Origin of the sequence: Salinicola halophyticus, from assembly GCF_003206695.1 — a bacterium.
Lineage (GTDB): Bacteria > Pseudomonadota > Gammaproteobacteria > Pseudomonadales > Halomonadaceae > Salinicola > Salinicola halophyticus.
In genome coordinates this window covers 263,466-287,082 of the sequence record NZ_PZJN01000001.1, presented here as the reverse complement: position 1 = coordinate 287,082, position 23,617 = coordinate 263,466, and the positions used below count along the sequence as shown (strand labels likewise).

Here is a 23,617-nt window from a genome sequence, read left to right as displayed (position 1 = left end):
ATCACCTGAGCCTGAACGCAGCGGCGTATTAGAGAGAATCATTGCTCGCTCTCCTGGAGATAGCGCAGCGGGTGAACGTCCATCGGATTGCTCTCCCAGCCCTGAAGTCGGGGAGAGACCAGGTGAACGGAGACGTAGTCGTAGAGTGGCAGCAGCGCGTAGTCGTCCAGCAGTCGCTGCTGGGCACGGGTCATCAACTGGCGGCGTTTCTGCGGATCGAGCTCCGCCGTGCTGGCGGCGACCAGCGCGTCGTACTCCGCATCGTGATAGCCGCTGCTCTGGCTGGCCGAGCCGTTGTCGGCGTAGGCATTGAGAAAATCGAACGGATCGTTGATGGTCGCCACCATGCCGTAGCGCGCGACTTCGAAGTTGCCTTCTCGAATCGTGGCGTAGTGCACCGCGGCTTCGGCGTTGATCAGTTCCACCTCCACGCCCAGCGGCTTCCACATCGCGGCCACGGCCACCGCGATCTTCTTGTGATCCTCGAGCGTGTTGTAATTGAGCCGAAGATGCAGCGGATGATCGGGACCGTAGCCCGCTTCCTGCATCAACTTCCTGGCGCGTGTCATGCGCTCGTCCAGCGACAGCTCGGCGAACTCGAGTTCGCCCTGCGGTGCATTGGCGGTGTTGCGCGGCACGTACCAGAACGAGGGTGTCTGGCCCTGACCCAGAATCTGGTCGGTGATGACGTCGCGGCGGACGGCCAGGTTGAGGGCTTCGCGGACGCGTTTATCTGCCAGCGGCTGGCCGTCGTGGAGGTTGAACATGTAGAAATATTCGGCGGTCAGCGGCCCGACCCGAAGCGCCTCGCCCAGGTTTTCCCGAGCCCAGTCGAAACGCGAGGCGGGCACGCTCGAATAGGCGATGTCCATCTCCCCGGTACGGAAGCGATTCAGCGCGGCGTTGGCATCGTCGATCGGATAGAACACGGCCTTGTCGACGGCGACCTCGTCGGCGTCGTAGTAGCGCGAATTCCTGGTCACCACGATCTGCGACTGCGGCTGCCACTGGCTCAGCGTAAAGGCGCCGCTGGAGACGGTGTTGCCCGGCTCGACCCAGCCATCGCCAGCCTTGGCCAGCACGTGCTCGGGCAGCGGTGACGCTTCGGTCATCGCCAGCGCCTGCAGGAACCAGGCGGTGGGCTGGGTGAGGTGAATGCGCAGCGTGTGGGTGTCGACGGTCTCGACGCCGAGCGCGCTGCCGTCCTTCTTGCCGGTGTTGATCGCTCGAGCGTTGACGATGGGGTAATAGAGATTGGCGTTCTGGTTGGCGATCGTCGGTTCCAGCACACGGCGCAGCGCGAACACGGCGTCGTCCGCGGTGATCGGCTCGCCATCCGACCATTCGGCATCGCGGAGATGGAAAGTGTAGGTCTTGCCGTCGTCGCTGATCTCCCAGCTTTCGGCAAGGCCAGGCTCGAGGCTGCCATCGGCAGCGTAACTGACCAGCCGTTCGAACAGCGCCCGGGTGATACGGGTTTCCCAGACGCCGTTGGTCTTCTGCGGATCGAGAGAGCCCGGCTCGGCGCCGTTGGCGATATCGACCGAAAAGGCCTGTGCCGGGCCGGCCAAAGCGCCCAGCGTGAGGCTTCCCAGCGCGGCCAATGTTCGAGGTGAAATCATCTTGTGGTGTTTCGAAGTCATCGTGTAATGCGTCCCCCGGCCGCCGATCGCAGCCATTGTGCGATTCGACGGGCTGGTGATTCGAGTTGTTATGTCGTCAATCGGCCTCGAGCGAGAACCAGCGCGACAGGTGTCGATTGAGCGCGTTGTCTTTCCACCCGGCCAGCTCCGGATTGACCAGATTGCGCGAGACGTCGACGTAGATCGGCGCCACCGCATAGTCGGAGAGCGCCTGGCGCTCGGCCTGCTCGAGCAGTCGTTGACGCGCATCCATGTCGGTTTCGCGGCTGGCCTGATCCATCAGCTGATCGAAGGCATCGCTTTGGTAGCCGCCGTAGTTCTTGGGCGAATCGCTCTGCAAAATGCCGAGGAAGTTGCTGGCATCATCGAAATCGGCGACCCAGCTACCGCGTCCGACATCGAAGTTGCCGGCGGCAAGCTCGGCGTAGTGAACCGCGCCTTCGGCGTTGATCAGCTGCGTCTCGACGCCCAGCGGCTGCCACATCGCGGCCAGCGCCACGGCGATGCGCTTGTTGGCCTCGGTGGTGGAGTAGCGCAGGGTCAGTTCCAGCGGATGGTCGGCGTCGTAGCCGGCGTCCTCGAGCAGGCCTTTGGCCTTGGCGACCCGGTCGTCCATCGACTGATCCAGGCCAGGCATGGTCTGGGCCTCGAAATGGCTGACGCCGTCGGGCACGAAACCGCTGGCGGGGGAAACGACGCCACCCATGATCTGCTTGGCGATGACATCGCGACGGATGGCCAGGTTGAGCGCTTCGCGCACGCGCTTGTCGGCAGTCGGGTGGCCATCGCGCTGGTTGAGCGCGAAGTAATAGTTGGCCAGCTGCGGCGCGAGATGAACGGCGTCGGGCAGGTTCTGTTGCAACCACTGATATCGATCCGGCGAGAAGTCGCGGACGATATCCAGACCTCCGGCGCGGAAGCGCTGGAGGCCGGCGCTGCGATCCTCGACCGGATAGTAGTCGACGCCGTCGAGAGCCACGTCGCCGGCGGCATGGAACTCGGGGTTCTTGCGCGCGGCGATGTGATCGTGGGAAACCCAGCTGGCCGGGGTAAAGGCGCCATTGGTGGCGATGTGGTCCATCTGGGTCCAGTCGTTGCCGAATTGCTCGACTAGATGCGATGGCACAGGCGACGCCGCGATATGCGCCAGCAGCGTCGGGAAGTAGGGCGTCGGTTGATTGAGCGTGATCTTCAGCGTCTTGGCGTCGACGGCTTCGACGCCGAGAGCCGGGGCGTCTTTTTCACCCTTGGTGTGCGCTTCGGCGCCGCGAATCGGGTAGAACAGGCTGGCGTAGACCGCGCCATTGGCCGGATCGAACAGGCGCTGGAAAGCGAGCACGAAATCGTCGGCGACCACGGGTTCGCCGTCCGACCAGTTGGCGTCGTCGCGCAGCTTGAAGGTATAGACGGTGCCGTCGTCACTGATGTCCCAACTGCTGGCCGCGCCGGGAATGTAGTCACCGCCCGGGTCCAACGTGACCAGGCCCTCGAAGAGATCTCCCAGGACGTCGTTTTCCCAGGTGGTGCCACCGATCCGCGCGGTATCCAGCGAGGCCGGCTCGCCCTGGATGCCGATCTCCAGGGTTGCGGCCAGGGTGGTGTTGGCAAATACGAGCGTCCCCAGCAGCAGGGGTAGCCACAGGCGGCGCCGGCGTCCGGCGCGGTAATGGAATTCGGGCATGATCGAGTTCGTCCGTTGTCGTCGCTTGTTGTCGCCGATTTGTTGTCGTCGATGGTCGTACCGGGAAACCGCTCCCGACTCGATACTAGCGCTACCCTGCGTCTGCCGCCGATTTTCTCGTCAGACGCAGCCCTTCAAAGACATCGCCCTTCAAAGACATCGCCCGTCTAAGACATAGCCCATCAAAGACAGCGCCCGTCAAAAATAGCGGCGCACGGCGCACAACTGTCTTGCATAATCGCTGCCGCCGAGGCGACGACATTCGATCCGCGCGTTGTTGGTCGGCGAATGCAGCATCCGATCCTCGCCGAGATAGAGCGCGACGTGATCGACCACCAGCCGGCCTTCGTCGTTGGGCTTCTCGAAAAACAGCAGATCGCCCGCACGTCGCTCGCCTGGCTCGACCGGCTGCCCCGTCTTGACCTGATCGTGAGCATCGCGCGGCAATGCGATATCCACGGCGGCGAACAGGCTGTGAACCAGCCCTGAGCAGTCGTAGCCGAAGCTCGAGTTGCCGGCCCACAGATAGCGCAGGCCGTCGAAGCGCCGCCCCAGCGTCTCCAGCGTCGCGGCAGTCGCCGGAAAACCCTCGCCCGGCAGATGGACGCTGTCGCGTGGCAACCAACCCAGGCCGAGCGACGTCTCCACCCAGACGCGGGAGGGGTCTTCACCGTCGGGAGACGTGGCCAGGCGCAGCCGCGTCAGAAAGCTCAACTTCAGCGACTCGCCCGACGGCAAACCTCTCAACCAGGTGATTGGCGCAATGACGCAAGCGCTGTCGTCGTGATCAGGCCGGCAGCCGGGGGCATCGTGTAATTGTCGCGCCGGCAGCCAACCGGGATAGCCGCGATCGTCGAGCGAGGAGGCTTGGCTGGGCACCACCACGTGGCACCATTCGAGGCCCTGGCTATCGACCGTTCGCTCGAGGATCTCGACCGGCGTGTCCAGCAGGACCTGCGTGGCGAGCCGCTTCTCCTGGCACAGGGCAAGGCGGGTGTCGTCGTCCAGATCGGCCAGCCACTGCTCCAGCAGCACCGGGTCGGCCAGCGCCGGGGAGTCGATGGCTCTCGGCGCTTCGGGGGATGTCCACAATCCGGCGACGGCAACACCTACGCAACTCACGTCAAGCCTCGCTGAGCGTCATTCACGCGATTACTCCGTGAAGTGAACCCAGCGGGACGGATGGTCGTCCTCGACGTTGTCTGCCCAGCCTTCGAGCTTCGGGTTCACCAGATTGCGGGTGACGTAGGTCAGCATGGGAATGAACGCATAGTCGTTCAGGGCCACGTTCTCCGCTTTCTCGAGCAGCTTCTCGCGGGCATCCAGATCCAGGGTCTGAGCCGCCTGGTCCATCAGCTTGTCGTACTCGGGGTTGGAGTAGGCGCCGTAGTTGTTGCCGACACCGGTGTGCAGCAGGGTGAGGAAGTTCTCGGCATCGTCGTAGTCGGCGATCCAGCCGGCCCGGGCGACGTCGAAATCGCCCTGCTGAATGGTCTGGTAGTGGACGGTCGCTTCGGAGTTGATCATCTGCACGTTGACGCCCAGCGGCTTCCACATGGCGGCAACGGCGATGGCGATCTTCTTGTGCTCGTCACTGGTGTTGTAACGCAGGCGTAGATCCAGCGGGTGATCCGGCCCGTATCCGGCTTCCTTCAACAGTTCCTTCGCCTTGGCCATGCGCGCGTTCATGTCGTCACTGCCGAGATCCATCTGCTGGACGTCGTAGTGGCTGGTGCCCGGCGGGACCATGGCAGTCGAGGCCTTGAAGCTGCCGGCCATGATCTGCTCGGAGAGCACGTTGCGACGGACCGCCAGGTTGAGCGCTTCGCGCACGCGCTTGTCGGCGGTGGGGCTGCCCTCGCGGTTGTTGAGCACGTAGTAATAGGAGCCAAGATACGGGCTCATGTGGGTGGCGTCGGGGAGGTTCTCGGTCAGCCACTGGTAACGGCTGGAGGGATATTCTCGCAGCACGTCCAGCTCGCCGGCGCGGAAGCGCGAGATGCCGGCGTTGCGATCTTCCGTGGTGAAGTAGTTGACGCCGTCCAGGGAGACATCGTTGGCATCGTAGTAGGTCGAGCTCTTCTCGACGCTGATCTTCGACTGCGAGACCCAGTCCACCGGCTTGAACGCCCCGTTGGTGGCGATGTGGTCGAGCTTTACCCAATCCTTGCCGTACTCGTCGACCAGGTGCTTGGGTACCGGGTAGGAGGTGTAGTGGGTCAGCAGTTGCGGGAAATAGGGCGTGGCGTGGTTGAGCGTGACCTTGAGCGTCCTGCCGCCATCGAGAGATTCCGCTCCCAGCGTGTCCGCGGCCTTGTCGCCGGTGTTGATCGCTTCCGCGTTGACGATCGGATAGAGCATGTAGGCGTACTTGGAGGCGTTCTCCGGCGCCAGCAGATGCTGCCAGCCGAACACGAAGTCCTCGGCTGTGACCGGCTCGCCGTCGGACCATTTGGCGCCTTCACGCAGTTGGAAGGTGTAGGTCTTGCCATCGTCGGAGACCTCCCAGTCTGTCGCCATGCCCGGCAGCAGCTCGCCATCCGGCGACTTCTTGAACAGCCCTTCGTAGACGTCCATCAACACCTGAGACTCCCACACGCCGCCGGAAACCTGCGAGGTATCGAAGGAGGCGAGCTCGCCCATGACGCCGATGTTGAGTGTCTCGGCCAACGCCGGCGATGCCATCAGCGAGGTGGCCAGCGCCAAAGCACTGAGCGGAAACAGCGTGCGGGGGAGGGACGTCTTCGACATGGATGGAGCGCTCCGGCTTGTTGTTGTGAAACATTTCGTTGTGAAACATTCGTGGTGGAAATCTTGACGGGGCAGCGCCGAGAAGGAGCCGATCCGAATGCGTTCCCGACCGATGGCCGGTATGGCCCGTAGATTCAATGCAGTACCTTCGCGCGAACCTCATGAGCCGTCTAATTCAAATGCTCGATGGCCTGTTTCATTTCACGCATAGAGGACCGCAAAGGCGGCGGATACGCCACCTTTGCCTTGCATTCGATCCCCGTTAGACGTTGGTCTATTCACTCTGGCAGATCGACCCAGCGCGAGGCGTGCATATCCAGCGCGTTGTCTTTCCAGCCTTCGACTTCGGGATCGACGAGGTTGCGCGAGCTATAGGTATAGATCGGGGTCAGCGGATAGTCGGCCAGGGCCAGCGCTTCGGCCTGGGCCATCAGCTTGCTGCGTTTGGCCGGGTCCTGCTCGGCGTCCGACTGGCTGATCAGCCGATTGTAATCGGCATCCTGGTAGCCGCCGTAATTGTTGGTCTCCGCCGACAGCAGCTGCAGGAAATTCTGAGGATCATCGTAGCTGGAGATCCAGGCGGCGCGGGCGACCTGGAAATCGCCCTCCATCAGATCGGCGTAATGGACGTTGGCTTCGGTATTTCTGAGTTCGACGTCGACTCCCAGCGGCTTCCACATCGCTGCCACGGCCACCGCGATCTGACGGTGCTCGTCGCCGCTGTTGAAACGCAGAGTCAGTTCGAGCGGCTTGTTCGGGCCGTATCCGGCCTCTTCCATCAGCGATTTGGCTCTGGCCAGTCGACTGTCCATGTCGTCGTTGAGCCCCGGCTGGGACTGGGCCTGGTAATCGCTGGTGCCCGGGGGAACGAGTGAGGTCGCCGGCTCGACGCCACCTTTCAGCAGCTGCTTGGCGATCACGTCGCGGCGAATGACCAGACTCAGCGCCTCGCGCACGCGCTTGTCGGCGACGGGGGAGCCGTCGCGAAGGTTGAACACGTAGTAGTAAGTGCCCAGTGACGGAAACAGGTGGGTGGCGTCCGGCAGGTTTTCCGACAGCCGTGGATACTGCGCCGCCGGGTAGTCACGCAGGATATCCAGCTCTCCGGCGCGAAAGCGCTGGATGCCGGCGTTCTTGTCCTCCAGAGGGAAATAGTCGACGCCGTCCAGGCTGACGTTGTCGGCGTCGTGGAAACGATCGTTCTTGACCGTATCCAGCTCGGTGTTGGAGACCCACTTCACCGGCTTGAACGCCCCGTTGACCGCGATATGCGACGGATCGCTCCAGTCATCGCCGAACTCATCGACGACGTGCTTCGGGATCGGATAGGCGAACGGCAGCACCAGGGTCTTGAGAAAATAGACGGTAGGGGCGTTCAAGGTGATCTTGAGTGTCCTGCCGTCGTCCAGGGATTCCACGCCCAGCGAATCGAGCGGCTTGCTGCCGGAATTGATCGCCTGGGCGTTGACCACCGGGTAGAGGCGATGGGCATAGTTGGAGGCGGTCTTCGGATCGACCTGGTGACGATATGCGTAGACGAAATCGTCGGCGGTCAACGGCTCGCCGTCCGACCATTCGAGGCCGTCACGTAGATGAAAGGTGTAGGTCTTGCCGTCGTCGGAGATATCCCAGCTCTCGGCGGCGCCGGGAATGATCTGGCCGTCGGCATCGATGGCGATCGGGCCTTCGAAGATATCCCGCAGGACATCCTCTTCCCACACGCCGCCCGTGATCCTGGCCGGGCTGAGCGAGGCGGGGTCGCCGGAGATGCCCACCTGAAGCGTCGCGGCCTGAAGCGGCAGGGCGGTCAATCCGGCAGTGAGGCCAATGGCGGCTGCGAGTCGAGTCGGTAACATGAAAACGTCATCCCTTTGAATGATTGTCGGTGGTCGAACGATGATCGCGGACAAAAGATCATGGATCGGCAGCGGGTGATTTTTTCACCTTAGCGTATCGCGCCCGGCCGCGCCGTGCGGGATGACGCTATGCCGGGGTTTGGCTACAATAGGCCTCCTTTTTTCGGCGAGTCGATCGTTTCCGTATCCCGGGACCGTTCGCCACGCCGGTGGCGACGTTGGCAGGAGCCCCATGCAAGAGATCAACCCGATCAACAACCTCATCAAGGACCTGTCCGAACGGACAGACGTCCTGAGGGGGTATCTTTGACTATGCCGAGAAGAAAGACCGGCTAGAAGAAGTCTCCCGCGAGCTGGAAAACCCGGATGTCTGGAGCGATCCGGACTATGCCCAGAAGCTGGGCAAGGAGCGTGCTTCGCTCGAGGCGGTGGTCGAGACGATCGACACGCTCGACAGCGGCCTCACCGACAATCGCGAGCTGCTCGAACTGGCGGTGATGGAAGAGGACGACGCGACCATCGACGAAGTACGCAAGGAGCTTGCGTATCTCGAGGGTCAGCTCGACAAGCTCGAATTCCGGCGCATGTTCGCCGGCGAGATGGATGAGAATAACGCCTATCTCGATATCCAGGCCGGCTCCGGCGGGACCGAGGCCCAGGACTGGGCCAACATGCTGCTGCGCATGTATCTGCGCTGGGCCGAACATCACGGCTTCAAGGCCGAGTTGACCGAAGTCTCGGCAGGCGAAGTGGCCGGTATCAAGTCCGCCACCATTCACGTGCAGGGCGAGTACGCCTTCGGCTGGCTCAGAACGGAAACCGGCGTCCATCGCCTGGTGCGCAAGAGCCCGTTCGACTCCGGCGGTCGCCGTCATACCTCGTTCGCGTCGGTGTTTCTGTCGCCGGAAGTCGACGACAAGTTCGAGGTCGAGATCAATCCGGCCGATCTGCGTACCGACACCTATCGCTCCTCCGGCGCCGGCGGTCAGCACGTCAACACCACCGATTCGGCCGTGCGTATCACCCACGAGCCGACGGGCATCGTGGTGGCGTGCCAGAGTCAGCGCAGCCAGCACGCCAACCGCGACTTCGCCATGAAGCAGCTGAAGGCGAGGCTGTGGGAGCACGAGATGCAGAAGCGCAACGAGGCCAAACAGCAGGCCGAGGACAGCAAGGCGGATATCGGCTGGGGCAGTCAGATCCGCTCCTACGTGCTCGACGATCAGCGGATCAAGGACCTGCGCACCGGCGTGCAGAGCAGCAACTGCGACAAGGTGCTCGATGGGGATCTGGATCAGTTCATAGAAGCGAGTTTGAAACAGGGTCTCTAGCTACGAGCTACGAGCTACGAGCGATGCGTTTTGGCTGCAACTTGCATTCGCGGCTCGCGGCTTTATTTCAATTTTCGACAGGCGACGACATGGCGAACCAGGACAATCCGCAATCTCATTCCGAGGCGCATTCTGAATCGCAGAATGACGCGCAGGAAGAAAACCGGCTGATTTCGGAGCGCCGGGCCAAGCTGGCGGCACGTCGCGAGCAGGCGGCGGAGCGGGGCGGCAGCGCGTTCCCCAACGACTTCCGGCGCGACAGTCTGGCGGCGGATCTGCAGGCGGAACTGGGCGACAAGGACAAGCCCGAGCTCGAGTCGCTCGATCGTCAGGCGGCCGTGGCCGGGCGGATCATGCGCAAGCGTGGTCCGTTCGTGGTGATCCAGGACGTCTCCGGTCAGATCCAGTTCTACGTCGACAAGAAGGGCCTGCCCGCCGAGCTGCTGGAAGACATCCAGAGCTGGGACATCGGCGATATCGTCGCCGGTCGCGGTCCGGTCCACAAATCGGGCAAGGGCGATCTCTACGTGATGCTGGTCGAGGCCAAGCTCCTGACCAAAAGCCTGCGGCCGCTGCCGGACAAGTTCCACGGCCTGACCGATCTCGAAGCCCGCTATCGTCAGCGCTACGTCGACCTGATCATGAACCCGCAGTCGCGGCGCGTGTTCGAGGTTCGTTCCGGCGTCATCGCCGCGATCCGTCGCTTCATGGTCGAGCGCGGTTTCATGGAAGTCGAAACGCCGATGCTGCAGCCGATTCCCGGCGGGGCCACGGCGCGGCCGTTCACGACGCACCACAACGCGCTGGATATCGACATGTATCTGCGCATCGCCCCGGAGCTCTATCTCAAGCGCCTGGTCGTGGGCGGGTTCGAGCGGGTGTTCGAGATCAACCGCAACTTCCGTAACGAGGGCCTGTCGACGCGTCACAACCCTGAATTCACCATGCTCGAGTTCTACTGGGCCTACGCCGATTACCGCGATCTGCTCGATCTGACCGAGGCGATGGTCCGCGATGCGGCGCAACAGGTGCTGGGTACCACGACCGTCACCTACCAGGGGACCGAGTACGATCTGGGACAGTCGTTTCGCCGCCTGACCCTGCGTCAGTCAATTCTCGAATACGGTGCCGAGCAGAACATCGGCGAGGCGGAGATCGATACGATCGACGGGGCGACGGCAACCTGTCAGCGGCTCGGCATCCAGATCAAGCCGAGCTGGGGTCTGGGTAAGCTGCAGACCGAAATCTTCGAGGAAGTCGCCGAGCACCGGCTCGACCAGCCGACCTTCATCACCGAATATCCGGCCGAGGTCAGCCCGCTGGCGCGGCGCAACGATACCAATCCGCATGTCACCGATCGCTTCGAATTCTTCGTCGGCGGGCGCGAGATCGCCAACGGTTTCTCTGAGCTCAACGATGCCGAGGATCAGGCCGAGCGCTTTGCCGCCCAGGTGGCAGAGAAGGACGCCGGCGATCTGGAAGCGATGTATTACGATGCGGATTACGTGCGCGCGCTGGAGTACGGCATGCCGCCGGCTGCCGGCGAGGGCATCGGCATCGACCGTCTGGTGATGCTGCTGACGGATAGCCCGTCCATTCGGGATGTGCTGCTGTTCCCGGCGATGCGCCCGGAATAATACGGAGCTACGAGCTACGAGCTACGAGCTACGAGCTACGAGCTTTGTGTTTCTGGTGAGACTTGCAGTCGCGGCTCGCGGCTCGCGGCTCGCGGCTCGCGGCTCGCGGCGAAGCCGGGCAAGAGTTGTTGGTCACGAGCGCGGCTAGCGCCCATAATGGCTGCGGTTCGATTTCCGCCGACTCCGAGCGGTTCCCAAAAAGAGGTGACACCGATGAAGCTGCTCAACCGTTCCGCGCTGAGCGTCAAGCCGACCCAGGCGTTCGTCGACTGGGTCAACTCGTTGGAGCCGACTCTCGGTGAAGACGATCTGACCCTCGACGACATTGCCGGCGAAAATACGGTTTATCTGATCCCCGAGATGGATACGCCGGAAGCGCTGCTCGCCTATGTCGAAGAGCGTTACAGCGACATCCTCGAGTCCGAACTGCGGGCCTGGGAAGAGGACCAGCGCCAGTGGCCGGAGAGCCTCAACTGGGCGCTGTTCGAGGAGTTTCTGACCCTCGAGCACAGCTATCTGGCGGTTGATCTCGACGACGAGGTCGAGCTGGAAACGTCCGAAGTCGACGATGAGCTGCTGATGGAGACCGACGAAGACCGATGACCCGGGTGCTCTACGACGGCGGCGTTGACCGCCTTTTCACCACATGCTGAAGCGATTGTTCGAAGAGCGTCCCGGCGACGACGGTCTGCCGGGGCGTGAACGCAAGCTGGCGCTGTTAGCGATGATCACCGGCACCCAGATGGCGGTGCTGGATAGCGGTATCGTCAACATCGCGCTGCCCACGCTGGCGAAAGAGCTGGCGATCAGCGGTTCCGAGTCCATCTGGATCGCCAACGTCTACCAGCTGATCACCGCCGCATTATTGCTCACCTTCGCTGCGGTGAGCCGGCGCATCGGCCGTCATCGTCTCTATCTCGGCGGGTTGATATTCTTCACCGTGGCCTCTCTGGGCTGTGCGCTGGCACGCTCGTTCGAGTTCCTGCTGGTGATGCGCGGGCTGCAGGCGGTCGGTGCCGCGGCCATGCTGAGCATCGGGCCATCGCTCTATCGCATCATCTTTCCCACGCGCCTGCTGGGATCGGCGATCGGGCTCAGCGCGCTGACGGTGGCGTTTGGCATCGCCGCGGGGCCGTCGCTGGGCGGGTTGATCCTGCACGTGGCGAGCTGGCCGTGGCTGTTCGCCATCAATGTGCCGATCGGGCTGCTGGCGCTGGTACTGGGCGTCCGTGCGCTGCCGCGAGAAAAGCCCATTGCCGGGCGGATCGATATCTGGGGGGCGCTGATGTCGATCGTCATGCTCAGTGGCAGCGTCTTTGCCCTCGATCAACTGGGTCATGGCAACGGTGGCGCGCTGGCGCTGATGACGCTGGCGCTCAGCGTGATCTGTCTGGTGGGGTTCATCTATCGCCAACGCCATGTCGCCAGTCCGCTGTTACCGTTGGCGCTGTTCGCCGAGCCGCGCTTCTCGTTCGCTGCCGTCGTGTCGATGTTTGCATTCCTGGCGCAGGGCGTGGCATTCGTCGGGCTGCCGTTCCTCTACCAGACCGTGATGGGGGTTTCGCCGATCATGTCGGCGGTACTGTTCACGCCCTGGCCGCTGGTGATCATGATCATCGGGCCACTGGCCGGGCGGCTGGCGGACAAGGGCAACCCCGCACTGATCAGCTCGACCGGGCTGGGGCTGTTTCTGTTCGGCATGCTGGCGCTAACCGGGCTGGATGCCGATTCGAGCAACCTCGACGTGGTCTGGCGAACCGCGCTCTGCGGCGTGGGCTACGGGCTGTTCCAGGCCCCCAATAATCGCGAGATGATCGGCAGCGTATCGGTGGAGTTGAGCGCCAATGCCTCCGGCGTACTGGCGTCGGTGCGCACCTTCGGTCAGTCCGTGGGGACGGCGCTGGTAGGGCTGATTCTCGGGCTCTCGTTCGGTTCGTTGACGCTGGCGCTATGGCTGGGGTGCGCCTCGGTGGTGATTGCCCTGGCGTTGAGTCTCTATCGTACGCCGATGGCCGCCAAGAACTATTCCAAAAACTATCGGCGCTGACGTCACCCGTCGAGCCGGCATCTCATTTTCTCGGGCCGTCGCCCCAGCGGCGGGTGAGGCGTTACAATGATCCGGTTGGCACAGGAGGAGCTGTCATGAGTGTTCAGGCACGTATCGAAGAGAAGCTCGAGACGCTCGAGCCGGTCAGTGTGACGGTCGAGAACGAGAGTCACATGCACCATGTGCCACCGGACTCGGAAACTCACTTCAAGGTGACGCTGGTTTCCGGCCAGTTCGAGGGTCTGATGCCGGTCAAGCGCCATCAGTTGATCTACAGCTTGCTGGCCGACGAGCTCGCCGGCCCGGTCCATGCGCTGGCGCTGCATCTCTACACGCCGCAGCAGTGGGCGGCGCGAGGTGAAGTCCGCCCGGACTCGCCCAATTGCCGCGGCGGGGGCGGCCAGTAGTGATCGCCGATCCTCGACGTCTTCAGTATCTCGAGGCGATGGGCATCACCCCCTGGACCTCGCGATACCGGTTCGTCAATGCCAGTCCCACTGAGCAGGGCGAGTGGCAGGTGGCGGCCGAGCCCGACAAGCCGGCCCCGGGGCAGCGCCTGCAGGCGCTGCTGGAGACCCCGTCATCCCCGGTGGCGCGCGAACATTCCGCGGTCAGCGCTCCGGAGCCCGAGATCGGTGTTCCGTCGGAGCCGGCCGCTTCGCCGCCCGCGCGGGCCCGAGCGCTGCTAGAAGGAGTCTCTCCAGCGACCGTTTCGTCATCGGCGGCGACGCCTCGTCAAGCCTCTCCTTCGGCATCTGCGCCGGTGGGTTCGGCCGGAGAGGTGGCAAAGCGCCCGGTGCTCGCCGACCCACTTCGCTTCACCTTGTCGCTTGCGGTGATCGGCGATCGCTGGTGGCTGATGCTCCCCGGTGACCGGCCGCTGTCGACCGCCGGCCACGCGCTGCTGGCGCAGATGCTGAGAAGTGTCGGCGTTCCCGGCGATGGAGCCGCGCTGTCCAGCCTCTCCTGGCCGTTGATGGACGTGCCGGCAAGCGACCCGGCCGACGAGGCTCGCGAGGGTATTCAGGTGTTCTGTGCCGGCCAGGCCCAGCGCCACGGCCTGACGATCGACGGTGCCATCGTCGTGGGCGACGAAATCTGGGCGCCGCTGTTGAACGATGTCGAAAAGAATGCCGAAAACAGCGCCGGAAGAAACAGTTCCGATGACGACGCCGGGAGCGACGTCGGCTGGACCTGCCATTCGCTGCCTCACCCCGACGATCTGCTGACTTCCGCTGATGCCAAGCGGGAATGCTGGTCACGGCTGCAGTCTTTGGCCACTGCCTGGCGGCAGGGCGCTACCCCGCGGGCATGAGCGGCACGATTGTTTGCCGAGTCCGGCATCTATCGATCCGCTGACTGACGATATCGACCTCTGCCCATCTCGGCCTTCCTCGATGTCGATTTTTTCCATGCTTTCCGGATAGCGCCACGTGATCTCTCTTACCGACACTTTCCCAGCCGATCTTGCCCCGGTCCGGCTCGGCATGGACGATCTGCCGGCGCTGCTGGCGTTCGAGCGCCTGGCCAACGACGATGCCTGGTCGGAAGCGTTGTTGCGTGCTGCGCTGACCGATAGCGATTACGAAGTCTGGGGAATGTGGTCGGCCGAGGGTGCCGAGCTGCGGGCGACGGCCGTCCTGGCCCACCTGCCTTTCGACGCCGAGCTGCAGTCGATCTGCGTTCTGCCCGCCGAGCGGCGGCATGGTCTGGCGCGTGGGTTGCTGGCCTGGGTATCGGAGAGTGCGATGGCGCGCGGGGCGGAGAGATTGCTGCTCGAGCTTCGAGAGTCGAATCTGGCGGCTCGACGTCTCTACGAGCAAGCCGGGTTCGTCATCGATGGTCAGCGGCAGGGTTATTATCGGGGTGAAGATGGGCGAGGCGAGGATGCGCTGCTGATGTCGCGGGAGCTGAGTCAGGAGCGGGCGTCGCCAGAAGAATAGGGTCGCGGATTGGTGCCGTGACGCGGGCGCACGGCCCGCGTGGCGACAGGGTGGCTAGAAGTCGGCCACCCTGGATTCAACTCAGCCGTTGTTGCTGTCACCCGTCTGGGTATCCAGCGACTGCAGCTTGTCGAGCAGGCCGCCGAGACGCTGCTCCCACTCTTCGCGTTCCTGCTGGAAGCGCGCGTTTTCCGCCTTGAGCTCTTCGTTTTCCATCTTCAGCATCTCGATGCTGTCGACGGCATCCTGAATCTTCTGCTCCAGCTTGGCGAAGATTTCCCCGTTCATTGGCACGCTCCTTGAAAGCTCATGACTGTCTAGTGAAAAACAACCTGATGGAAAACAACTGTTGACCTGGTGGGCGCCAGCCTACGTGGCGCCGGAGCCTTCGACAAGCGTCTCGAACCGGCGACGTCAATCCACGCTCTGAGTGCGTCGAAACAGCCGCCCATGGCTCTCTCCGGCGACGATTTCTCGATGAAGCTGCCAGCCATCCGGCGGCTGCCACTCCAGTTCGTGTTCCGTTTCGACATAGATCATCGCTCGGGCCGCCAGCCATCCATCGGCTTCGAGACGCTGGCAGGTTCGAGCGGCAAGCCCCAAACGGAAGGGCGGATCGAGAAAGACCAGATCGAACGCGGTCGGCGTGCCATCGAGAAATTGCTGCGCATCGCTTCGGTGAACCCGACCGTTGGCCCCCAGCAGTTCGATATTCGCTTCGAGGGCGTCAGCCACGACGGCGCTGGACTCGACGAAGCTCGCCTGATTGGCGCCGCGCGAGAGCGCTTCCAGTCCTAGCGCGCCGGTGCCGGCATAGAGATCCAGCACCTGCTTGCCGCCGACATCGAACGCCAGCCAGTTGAACAGGGTTTCGCGCACTCGGTCCGGCGTCGGACGCAAGCCTGGGCTCTGCGCAATCGCCAGTTTGCGACGTCGGAATTCGCCGCCGATCAGACGCAGCTGACCGGGCCCCCGATGCGATGACACGGGGCCGTCTTGGCCGGAACGGGCACTGCCTTGGGTGCGGTCTCGGGCGCTATTGCTGGCCCGACGTGGACGACGTCGATTCATGGCGCGCAATTGTACCCCCGCAACCCTCGCGGTGATAGGATGAGGTCTCGTTATCGATATTCTCCGAAGTCGTGATGACCGACGCTGATCCAGCGGCGCCAGCACGGCTTTTCAGCAGTGAAGCCATCCATGTTCGGACTATTCAAGAGTCGCAAGAAACAGCAGCAGGAAGAGGAAGCGCGTCGGCGCGAGGCGGAAGAGGCCGAAGCGGCGGCGCTAGAGGAGAACGCGGAGGCCGGCGTTCCCGCCAGCGAAAGTGACGAGGTCGACCCTGACAGGGGGGCCGGCTCGGCAAGCGCCGACTCTAAGGACGAAAGCGCCATCTCGAAGGATGACAGCGCGTCCTCCCACGGACTGCAGCCTGCCGTCGAACGGGACCCGGAAACTCCCGTTGTCGACGACGGACCTTCCGTTCGAGACGACACTGTCGCCCCGGCAGTCGGGACCGCCACACCGGGCGATGAATCGCTCGTCCAGGCCGAGGATCCCGATCGGTCGGCGACCGTGGATTACGACCCTTCGTCACTCGAGGAAACGGCTGCCAAGCAGGCGCTGAGCGAGCCGCTGTCGCAGGAATCGCCGCAGTCCTCGCTGGAAGAAACCCCCGCGGCAGGCACGCGAGCGACGGAGCTGGCAACGGATGTGACGCCCGCACCCTCGCCATCATCCCAGGCCTCCCAGGCGCCCGAGCCTGAATCACCTGTATCCGAGCCGCTCGAGCCCGAGCCGTCACTCGAGTCGAATACCCCGGCGCCAGCGCCCAAGGAGAAGCCCAAGGGCGGCTGGCTATCGCGGGTGCGGGCTGGCCTGGGACGCACACGTGCCAACCTGACCGATGGCGTTGCCGATCTGCTGCTGGGCAAGAAGCAGATCGACGATGATCTGATGGAGGATCTCGAAACGCAGCTGCTACTGGCGGATGTGGGGATCGAGGCGACCAGCGAGATCATCGAGCGCCTGACCGGGCGTGTTTCGCGCAAGGAACTCGCCGATGCCGACGCGCTCTACCGCGCGCTGCAGGAAGAGCTGGCGGCGCTGCTCGAACCGGTCACCCAGCCGCTGCAGCTGCCGCCGAAGGGCGAAGGCCCGTTCGTGATCCTGATGGTCGGCGTCAACGGTGTTGGTAAGACCACGACCATCGGCAAGTTGACCCAGCGTTTCCAGAACGAAGGGCGCAGCGTGATGCTGGCGGCGGGCGATACCTTCCGAGCCGCTGCCGTCGAGCAGCTCAAGGTCTGGGGCGAGCGCAACCGCGTGCCGGTGATCGCTCAGCATACCGGCGCCGACAGCGCTTCGGTGATCTACGACGCCGTCGCCGCGGCCAAGGCGCGCAAGGTCGACGTGTTGATCGCCGACACTGCCGGTCGCCTGCACAACAAGAGCCATCTGATGGAAGAGCTCAAGAAGGTGCAGCGGGTCATGGCCAAGCTCGACGCCACGGCACCGCACGAGGTGATGCTGGTACTCGATGCAGGCACCGGCCAGAACGCGATCTCTCAGGCGACCACTTTCGACGAGGCGATTCCGGTCACCGGTATCACCTTGACCAAGCTCGATGGCACCGCCAAGGGCGGCATCATCTTTGCCCTGGCCAAGAAAACCGGCATCCCCATCCGTTTCATCGGCGTCGGTGAGTCGCTCGAGGATCTGCGCCCGTTCGATGCTCAGACCTTCGTCAAGGCGCTGTTCGATCGAGACGCCGGCCGGGATGGCGACGCGGATTCATGATTGCTTTCGAGCACGTCGGCAAACGCTACGGCGGGCGTTTCGAAGCGCTCGCCGATATCAATTTCCGCGTCGAACGTGGCGAAATGCTCTTCCTGACCGGCCATTCCGGCGCCGGCAAGAGCTCTCTGCTGCGCTTGGTCATGCGTCTCGAGCGCCCCTCGCGAGGCCGAGTGCTGGTTGCGGGTCACGATCTCGACCGCCTGCACATCAGCCAGGTTCCCTATTATCGACGCCAGATCGGCGTGGTCTTCCAGGACCACCAGCTGCTGCTCGATCGCGACATCTTCGCCAACGTGGCGTTACCGTTGACGATCCAGGGGGTCGAGCCGGCCGATGCCGCGCGCCGCGTGCGCGCGGCGCTGGACAAGGTCGGGCTACTGCACCGCGAGCGGGCGCTGCCGATCGAACTCTCCACCGGCGAGCAGCAGAGGGTGGGAATCGCCCGCGCGGTGGTCAACAAGCCGGCGTTGCTGCTGGCCGATGAGCCGACCGGCAATCTCGATCCGCAGCTGTCCGCCGATATCATGCGGCTGTTCGAGGATTTCAACCGCATCGGTACCACGGTGCTGGTAGCGAGCCATGACCTGGCCCTGATCGCGCGGCTGCGGCATCGCGTGCTGAAGCTGCGCGACGGCCGCCTGGTCGGTGACGGGGAGGCGGCATGAGCGAACGCCAGCCTTCCGCTGAGCGCCCTCGTGGCGCGCAGAAGCCGCAGCGTCGCGCTTCCGGCGGCGGTCGCGCCTGGCTGCGGCATCATCGGGCGATGATGAGCGATAGCGCATTGCGCCTGGTCAAGCGGCCGATAGCGACGCTATTGACCATGCTGGCGATCGCCATCGCGCTGATCCTGCCGGCGGGATTGTGGTTGGCACTGGACAGCGCGCGGCTGCTGGACGCCGAGCTGGACGAGAGCGCCACGTTGACGGTCTATTTTGCCGCCGATGTAGGCGAGTCTCGCGCCATGGACCTGGCCGCCGAAGTCGGCGAGCAGCCCGGTGTGGCCGGCACGCGGCTGGTGACTGCCGCCGAAGGGCTGGCGGATTTCCAGCAGACGCTGGGTGTGGACGATGCGCTTTCGCAGCTCGAGACCAATCCCCTGCCGGCGAGTGTCGTGGTCACCCCCGACGCGACGGCGCCCGCTGAAGTTCAGGCGTTGAGTCAACAGCTGCAGGCCCTCGACGGGGTCGACGAAGTGCGTCTGGATCTGGCCTGGCTTGATCGTCTGCAACAGTTGGCGGCGCTCGGCCAGCGCGTGGCGCTGGCGCTGGCGCTGCTGTTCGGCCTGGGCGTGCTACTGGTAGTCGGCAATACCATACGTTTGGCGGTAGAGAGCCGGCGGCAGGAAATCGAGGTCGTCACGCTGATCGGCGCGACCCATGCCTTCGTCCGCCGCCCCTTTCTCTATAGTGGGGCCTGGTACGGACTGGGCGGCGGGGCGCTGTCGCTGATCATTCTGGTACTCGGCGGCAACTGGCTGGCCTCGCCGGTCGCGGCGCTGGCAGAAAGCTACGGTGCCCACTTCGCACTGCCCTCGCTGGGTATCGGACATTCGGCATTTCTGCTGCTTTTTAGTACACTATTAGGCTGGTTGGGAGCATGGCTCGCGGTGGGTCGTCATCTGGCGGACATCAAACCGCGTTAGCCTATTTATTATGGGTAGTCATGAGTCGTCATGGGTGGTTCGGCGCGCTGGTCAACGGCCATGGGATGCGCTAAAAAAACCACTCAACGTATCGGTCATCACTCGCCAAGCTTCAGTTTCAGCACCACTGATGCTGGCGAGAATATTGAACTTTTGTCTAGGCTGAGGGTCTTATCAGGTATCCTCGTAGGCAGGCAGAACAACCTGTTGCGACGTGTTCCCAAGCGGATCGAGCTGACCGGCTCTTCGCTCCGACACGCCGCCCAGCATGGAGACATCGCAGATGAGCAACAGTCTTCAATCCATTGGGAACCTTTCCCCGGGTCACGATCTCAACGGTTACATTCAAGCGGTCAACGGCATTCCCGTGCTGACGGCCGAAGAAGAACACGACCTGGGCGTACGTCTGTACGAAGAGGACGACCTCGAGTCGGCTCGTCGTCTGATCATGTCGCACCTGCGCTTCGTCGTTCATATTGCTCGCAGCTACTCGGGCTACGGGTTGCCGCAGGCCGATCTGATTCAGGAAGGTAACGTCGGGCTGATGAAGGCGGTCAAACGCTTCGACCCCTACCAGGGAGTTCGTCTGGTCTCCTTCGCGGTTCACTGGATCAAGGCCGAGATTCACGAATACGTGCTGCGTAACTGGCGCATCGTCAAGATTGCGACCACCAAGGCGCAGCGCAAGCTGTTCTTCAATCTGCGCAGCGCCAAGAAGCGTCTTGCCTGGTTGAACAACGACGAAGTCGACGCGATCGCCAAGGATCTCGACGTCAAGCCCAAGGTCGTGCGGGAAATGGAAGGTCGCCTGTCATCCTATGATGCGGGCTTCGACGCCAGTCCCGGCGAAGAGGAAGATCAGGGTTATCAGGCGCCGGCGCAGTATCTCGAGGATCACAGTTTCGACCCGGCGGCCAAGCTCGAAGCGGACGACTGGGAAGCCGACTACACGGGGCGGCTGCGAGGCGCTCTAAGCGAACTGGACGATCGTTCGCGCGACATTCTGCAGCGTCGCTGGCTCTCCGATCACAAGTCCACGCTGCATGAGCTGGCCGATGTCTACGGGGTCTCTGCCGAGCGGATTCGTCAGCTCGAGAAGAACGCCATGAAGAAGATCAAGCAGCAGCTTGGTGATACGGTAGCCGCCTGATACTCGGCGTCTGTGGTCGGTAAGTCTGTCATCAGCGCGTCTGTTATCAACGCGTCCTGCCACAGGGGCGCCTGGTACTTGGTACTTGGTACTTGGTAACGGTAGCGCCTCGTAACCGAAACGCCGTGTGTAAGAGCTTCATGTCGCAGTCAGCCCGGTCGATGAGAACCGGCCAGCGTTAGTTATCTCTTCTGCCTGACGACTGCCTCTCGTACAGAAACCGTCGTCAAATCGATGCATAGCCCGAACCCTGTATTTCACGGGGTTCGGGCTTTTTAATGTCGGTTTGGTGTCCGCTTAGTTTCCGCTTCGCGTTCGCCTGTCGATCCCGCTGGGAAGATCCTGAAGCGGGACTCTGTTGTGGTGTTGTGGTGTTGTGGCGTTGTGGCAGTCCGTCCCGTGTCTGCAGCCTCGTCATATTCATATCAGCCAATCAAAAAAAGCGGCGGTGTCATCGACACCGCCGCTTGATCGTACTCGATCATATCGACAACATTTTCGGATCAACGCCCCGGCAGGTACTTCTTGACCGGGGCCTGATTCGTCACTGCGATGAAGTGTCGTCCTCACCCTTCGGCAGTGCGTAGGCGATCACATAGTCGCCGGTAGGCGTTTCCATGAAGTGATGCCCGGTGGCCACGATGACCACATACTGACGGCCGTCGGCTTCATAGACCATCGGATTGGCCTGGCCACCCGCCGGCAGCGGCGCCTGCCACACTGTCTCGCCGCTCTCGATGTCGATGGCGCGAATGAGGTCGTCGGTCGCCGCGGCGATGAAGATGAGGCCGCCTGCAGTCACCGCCGAGCCGCCGTTATTGGGCGTGCCGATATCGATCGGCAGTCCCGAACGGATGCCCCACGGGCCATTGGCGCGAGCCGTACCCAGCGGACGGTCCCACAGGGTATCACCGCTCGCCAGATCGATGGCGCGAATATGCCCGTAAGGCGGCTGTTTGCAGAGCATGCCGGTGTACGGCACGCGCCAGCCGGCGTTGACATTGATCGCATAGGGCGTATTGGCCTGTGGATCACCGGCGCCTTCGGCTCCGCCCGTGTCTTCCTTCTGCTCGTCGCGCGGCACCCAGCCGAGCTTGTTGGCGACATCACGCGGCACCAGCTCGTTGTAGTTGGGCATGTCGTTGTAGTTGGCGATGATCACGCCGCGATGCGGATCGATCGCCACGCTGCCCCAGTCGGAGCCCCCGTTGTAGCCGGTGTACTGGATCCACGGCTGTTCGGCGGTCGGCGGGGTGTACATGCCTTCCCAGCTCGCCTGACGGTACTGGATACGACAGAACAGCTGGTCGAACGGGGTCATGCCCCACATGTCCTTCTCGTCGATGTCCGGCTGGCGCAGCGTGGCGTAGAGCGAGAACGGTTGCGTCTTGCTGCGCTGATCCGGTTCGGCGCCGCCCTGGGGGACCGGGCGTTCTTCGGCACCGCCGCCCAGCAATTCGCCGGTCTCGCGGTTGAAAACGTAGATCTCGCCCTGCTTGGTCGGCATCACCAGCGCTGGCACCTTGCCATTGTCGGTGGGGAAGTCGATCAGCGTCGGCTGCGAGCCGGGATCATAATCCCAGACATCCTTGTGTGAGGTCTGGAAGTGCCACTTCGGCAGGCCGGTCTCGACGTCGATCGCCACCATCGATGCGGCCCACTCGTTCTCTTCCGGTGTGCGCGAACTGCTCCAGTAATCGCCGGCACTGTTGGCCATCGGCAGATAGATCATGCCGAGCTTGCTGTCGCCCACGGCGGTGGTCCACATGTTGGGAGAACCGCGTACGTAGGTGTCATCGCCCGTCAACGGCTCGCTCTGGTCGGGACGACCCGCATCCCAGGCCCATAGCAGCTCACCGCTTTCGACATCGTAGCCCTTGATCACGCCGGAGGGCGGATAGCGGCGCTGACCATCCAGCACCTGGTGGCCGGTGATGAGCACGTTGCGTACCACGACTGGCGCGGAGTTGATGGAGACGTAGCCGTCGGGGGTCTCGCCCATGTTGCGCTTGATATCGACCTGGCCGTTGTCGCCGAAGTCGGTGCAGGGCTCGCCGGTAGCGGCGTCGACTTCGATCAGGCGGCCGTCCAGCGTGCCGGAGATGATCCGCGCCTGGCAGGACTGATCGTCGTTCGAAGCGATTGCGCCCTGGCCGGAAGACGTATCGTCTGTCGGCGCTGGCTGATTGTCGCCGCTCTGGCTATCGTTGCCGTCCTGGCCGTTATCGGCGGCCTGAGAGCCTTCGCCGTTCTGAGCCGTCGAGGGATCGGCGCTCGACGATGAATCTGTCGGCGTCTTGTAATACGTCACGCCACGGCAAGCGGCGGTGTAGGGAATAGCGTCTTCGGAAACCTGCGGATCGTAGCGCCAGTTCTCTTCACCCGTCGCGGCATTCAGCGAGATCAGGATATTGCGCGAGGTGCACAGGAAGACATCGTCGCCGACCTTCAGCGGCGTGGTTTCCGCACCCCAGCGGTGGTCGAGAATGTCGCCGGTGCGGTACTGCCAGGCCACCTCGAGATCACCAACGTTGTCCGGCGTGATCTGGTCGGCAGGGGAGTAGCGCGTAGCCGCCGAATCCCGGCCATAGGCGGACCAGTCTTCGTCAGCGGGAACATCGGCCGGCTGGGCGTCCCCGACATCGGTGGACAGCGACTCCTGGGCCAGTGCCGGCACATCTTCGGGATGCTCATAACCGCGGTTCGGAAGGAAAGCCAGTGCCCCGGCCACGATCAGGCCCAGGAACAGGACACCTGCGACAGAAAACCCGGCCTTGCGTGACGGACCGCCCCTGAGCGCGGGAGTGACCAGTGCGACCAGGATGGCGAGAATCAGCATCACGTCGAGCCGAGGAATCCAGCGCCAGTAATTGAGCCCCGACTCCCAGGCCGCCCACAGGAACGTACCGATGAAGACGATTCCGTAAATACCGGCGCCGGAGATCCGGCCGCGAAACAGTTGGATGCCGGCAATCAGCATCAATATCCCGGCGATCAGGTAATACCAGGAACCGCCGAGTGTCGCCAAATAAGCGCCACCGGCTCCCAGCGCCAGACCGACAAGTGCAACGATGATCCCGACAAGCTTGGCGAATATTGCGCCAACGCCGCCGGAAGAGGTCGAAGTGGCCACGGAA

At 63.2% G+C, this 23,617-nt stretch carries 19 protein-coding genes; 11 read left to right on the top strand and 8 right to left on the bottom strand.

Annotation, left to right across the window (positions count from 1 at the left end; genetic code table 11):
* Nucleotides 1-38 precede the first annotated feature (38 nt).
* The 5 genes from DOM58_RS01235 to DOM58_RS01215 form a co-directional block, all read right to left on the bottom strand.
* Nucleotides 39-1,622 (bottom strand): peptide ABC transporter substrate-binding protein, encoded by a 1,584-nt coding sequence (locus DOM58_RS01235; protein ID WP_110691513.1) that lies wholly within the window; start codon nt 1,620-1,622, stop codon nt 39-41.
* A gap of 97 nt (nt 1,623-1,719) precedes the next feature.
* Nucleotides 1,720-3,324: a peptide ABC transporter substrate-binding protein gene (locus DOM58_RS01230; protein ID WP_110691451.1), complete on the bottom strand. Its 1,605-nt coding sequence runs from the start codon at nt 3,322-3,324 to the stop codon at nt 1,720-1,722.
* A 198-nt stretch (nt 3,325-3,522) separates the two neighbouring features.
* The gene (locus tag DOM58_RS01225; protein ID WP_110691450.1) at nt 3,523-4,446 is read right to left on the bottom strand and encodes a C40 family peptidase; all 924 of its coding nucleotides are present in this window, start codon (nt 4,444-4,446) and stop codon (nt 3,523-3,525) included.
* A 30-nt stretch (nt 4,447-4,476) separates the two neighbouring features.
* Complete coding sequence (locus DOM58_RS01220; RefSeq protein ID WP_110691449.1) at nt 4,477-6,075, bottom strand: peptide ABC transporter substrate-binding protein; 1,599 nt, start codon at nt 6,073-6,075, stop codon at nt 4,477-4,479.
* A gap of 278 nt (nt 6,076-6,353) precedes the next feature.
* Nucleotides 6,354-7,931 (bottom strand): peptide ABC transporter substrate-binding protein, encoded by a 1,578-nt coding sequence (locus tag DOM58_RS01215; RefSeq protein ID WP_110691448.1) that lies wholly within the window; start codon nt 7,929-7,931, stop codon nt 6,354-6,356.
* Nucleotides 7,932-8,163: 232 nt separating this feature from the next.
* On the opposite strand from DOM58_RS01215, the gene prfB reads away from it, so the two are divergent.
* From prfB to DOM58_RS01180, 7 genes are all read left to right on the top strand, one after another.
* A protein-coding gene (gene prfB / locus DOM58_RS01210; protein WP_110640452.1) for a peptide chain release factor 2 occupies nt 8,164-9,262 on the top strand; the annotation gives its coding sequence in 2 pieces (ribosomal slippage) (nt 8,164-8,238 and nt 8,240-9,262; 1,098 coding nt in all).
* 89 nt (nt 9,263-9,351) lie between these two features.
* Complete coding sequence (gene lysS, locus DOM58_RS01205) at nt 9,352-10,899, top strand: lysine--tRNA ligase (protein ID WP_083627625.1); 1,548 nt, start codon at nt 9,352-9,354, stop codon at nt 10,897-10,899.
* A gap of 213 nt (nt 10,900-11,112) precedes the next feature.
* A complete protein-coding gene (locus DOM58_RS01200; protein ID WP_110691447.1) occupies nt 11,113-11,502 on the top strand; it encodes a hypothetical protein in 390 nt (129 codons plus the stop codon).
* A 43-nt stretch (nt 11,503-11,545) separates the two neighbouring features.
* Nucleotides 11,546-12,946, top strand: coding sequence for an MFS transporter (locus tag DOM58_RS01195; RefSeq protein ID WP_110691446.1), 1,401 nt, complete (start codon nt 11,546-11,548; stop codon nt 12,944-12,946).
* 95 nt (nt 12,947-13,041) lie between these two features.
* Nucleotides 13,042-13,353 (top strand): BolA family protein, encoded by a 312-nt coding sequence (locus DOM58_RS01190; protein ID WP_075560804.1) that lies wholly within the window; start codon nt 13,042-13,044, stop codon nt 13,351-13,353.
* Nucleotides 13,353-14,261 (top strand): hypothetical protein, encoded by a 909-nt coding sequence (locus DOM58_RS01185; protein WP_110691445.1) that lies wholly within the window; start codon nt 13,353-13,355, stop codon nt 14,259-14,261. The genes DOM58_RS01190 and DOM58_RS01185 overlap by 1 nt, the downstream gene beginning before the upstream one ends.
* Nucleotides 14,262-14,379: 118 nt before the next feature.
* Complete coding sequence (locus tag DOM58_RS01180) at nt 14,380-14,889, top strand: GNAT family N-acetyltransferase (RefSeq protein ID WP_245392101.1); 510 nt, start codon at nt 14,380-14,382, stop codon at nt 14,887-14,889.
* Nucleotides 14,890-14,970: 81 nt separating this feature from the next.
* On the opposite strand, the gene DOM58_RS01175 is transcribed toward DOM58_RS01180, so the two are convergent.
* Complete coding sequence (locus tag DOM58_RS01175) at nt 14,971-15,177, bottom strand: cell division protein ZapB (RefSeq protein WP_075560807.1); 207 nt, start codon at nt 15,175-15,177, stop codon at nt 14,971-14,973.
* A gap of 126 nt (nt 15,178-15,303) precedes the next feature.
* On the bottom strand, nt 15,304-15,876 hold the full coding sequence (gene rsmD / locus DOM58_RS01170) for a 16S rRNA (guanine(966)-N(2))-methyltransferase RsmD (RefSeq protein ID WP_245392100.1): 573 nt from the start codon (nt 15,874-15,876) through the stop codon (nt 15,304-15,306).
* A gap of 213 nt (nt 15,877-16,089) precedes the next feature.
* Here rsmD and ftsY point away from each other — a divergent pair, with 213 nt between their 5' ends.
* The 4 genes from ftsY to rpoH all read left to right on the top strand — a co-directional run bounded on the left by ftsY (nt 16,090) and on the right by rpoH (nt 20,480).
* Entirely contained in the window at nt 16,090-17,688 is a 1,599-nt protein-coding gene (ftsY, locus tag DOM58_RS01165) for a signal recognition particle-docking protein FtsY (protein WP_110691442.1), read from the top strand.
* Entirely contained in the window at nt 17,685-18,353 is a 669-nt protein-coding gene (ftsE, locus tag DOM58_RS01160) for a cell division ATP-binding protein FtsE (RefSeq protein ID WP_075560810.1), read from the top strand. The genes ftsY and ftsE overlap by 4 nt, the downstream gene beginning before the upstream one ends.
* Nucleotides 18,350-19,330: a permease-like cell division protein FtsX gene (gene ftsX, locus DOM58_RS01155; RefSeq protein ID WP_110691441.1), complete on the top strand. Its 981-nt coding sequence runs from the start codon at nt 18,350-18,352 to the stop codon at nt 19,328-19,330. Before ftsE ends, ftsX begins: the two co-directional genes overlap by 4 nt.
* 283 nt (nt 19,331-19,613) lie before the next feature.
* Entirely contained in the window at nt 19,614-20,480 is an 867-nt protein-coding gene (gene rpoH, locus DOM58_RS01150; protein ID WP_110691440.1) for an RNA polymerase sigma factor RpoH, read from the top strand.
* 544 nt (nt 20,481-21,024) lie between these two features.
* On the opposite strand, the gene DOM58_RS01145 is transcribed toward rpoH, so the two are convergent.
* Nucleotides 21,025-23,613 (bottom strand): membrane-bound PQQ-dependent dehydrogenase, glucose/quinate/shikimate family, encoded by a 2,589-nt coding sequence (locus tag DOM58_RS01145; protein ID WP_110691439.1) that lies wholly within the window; start codon nt 23,611-23,613, stop codon nt 21,025-21,027.
* Between the last annotated feature and the right edge of the window lie 4 nt (nt 23,614-23,617).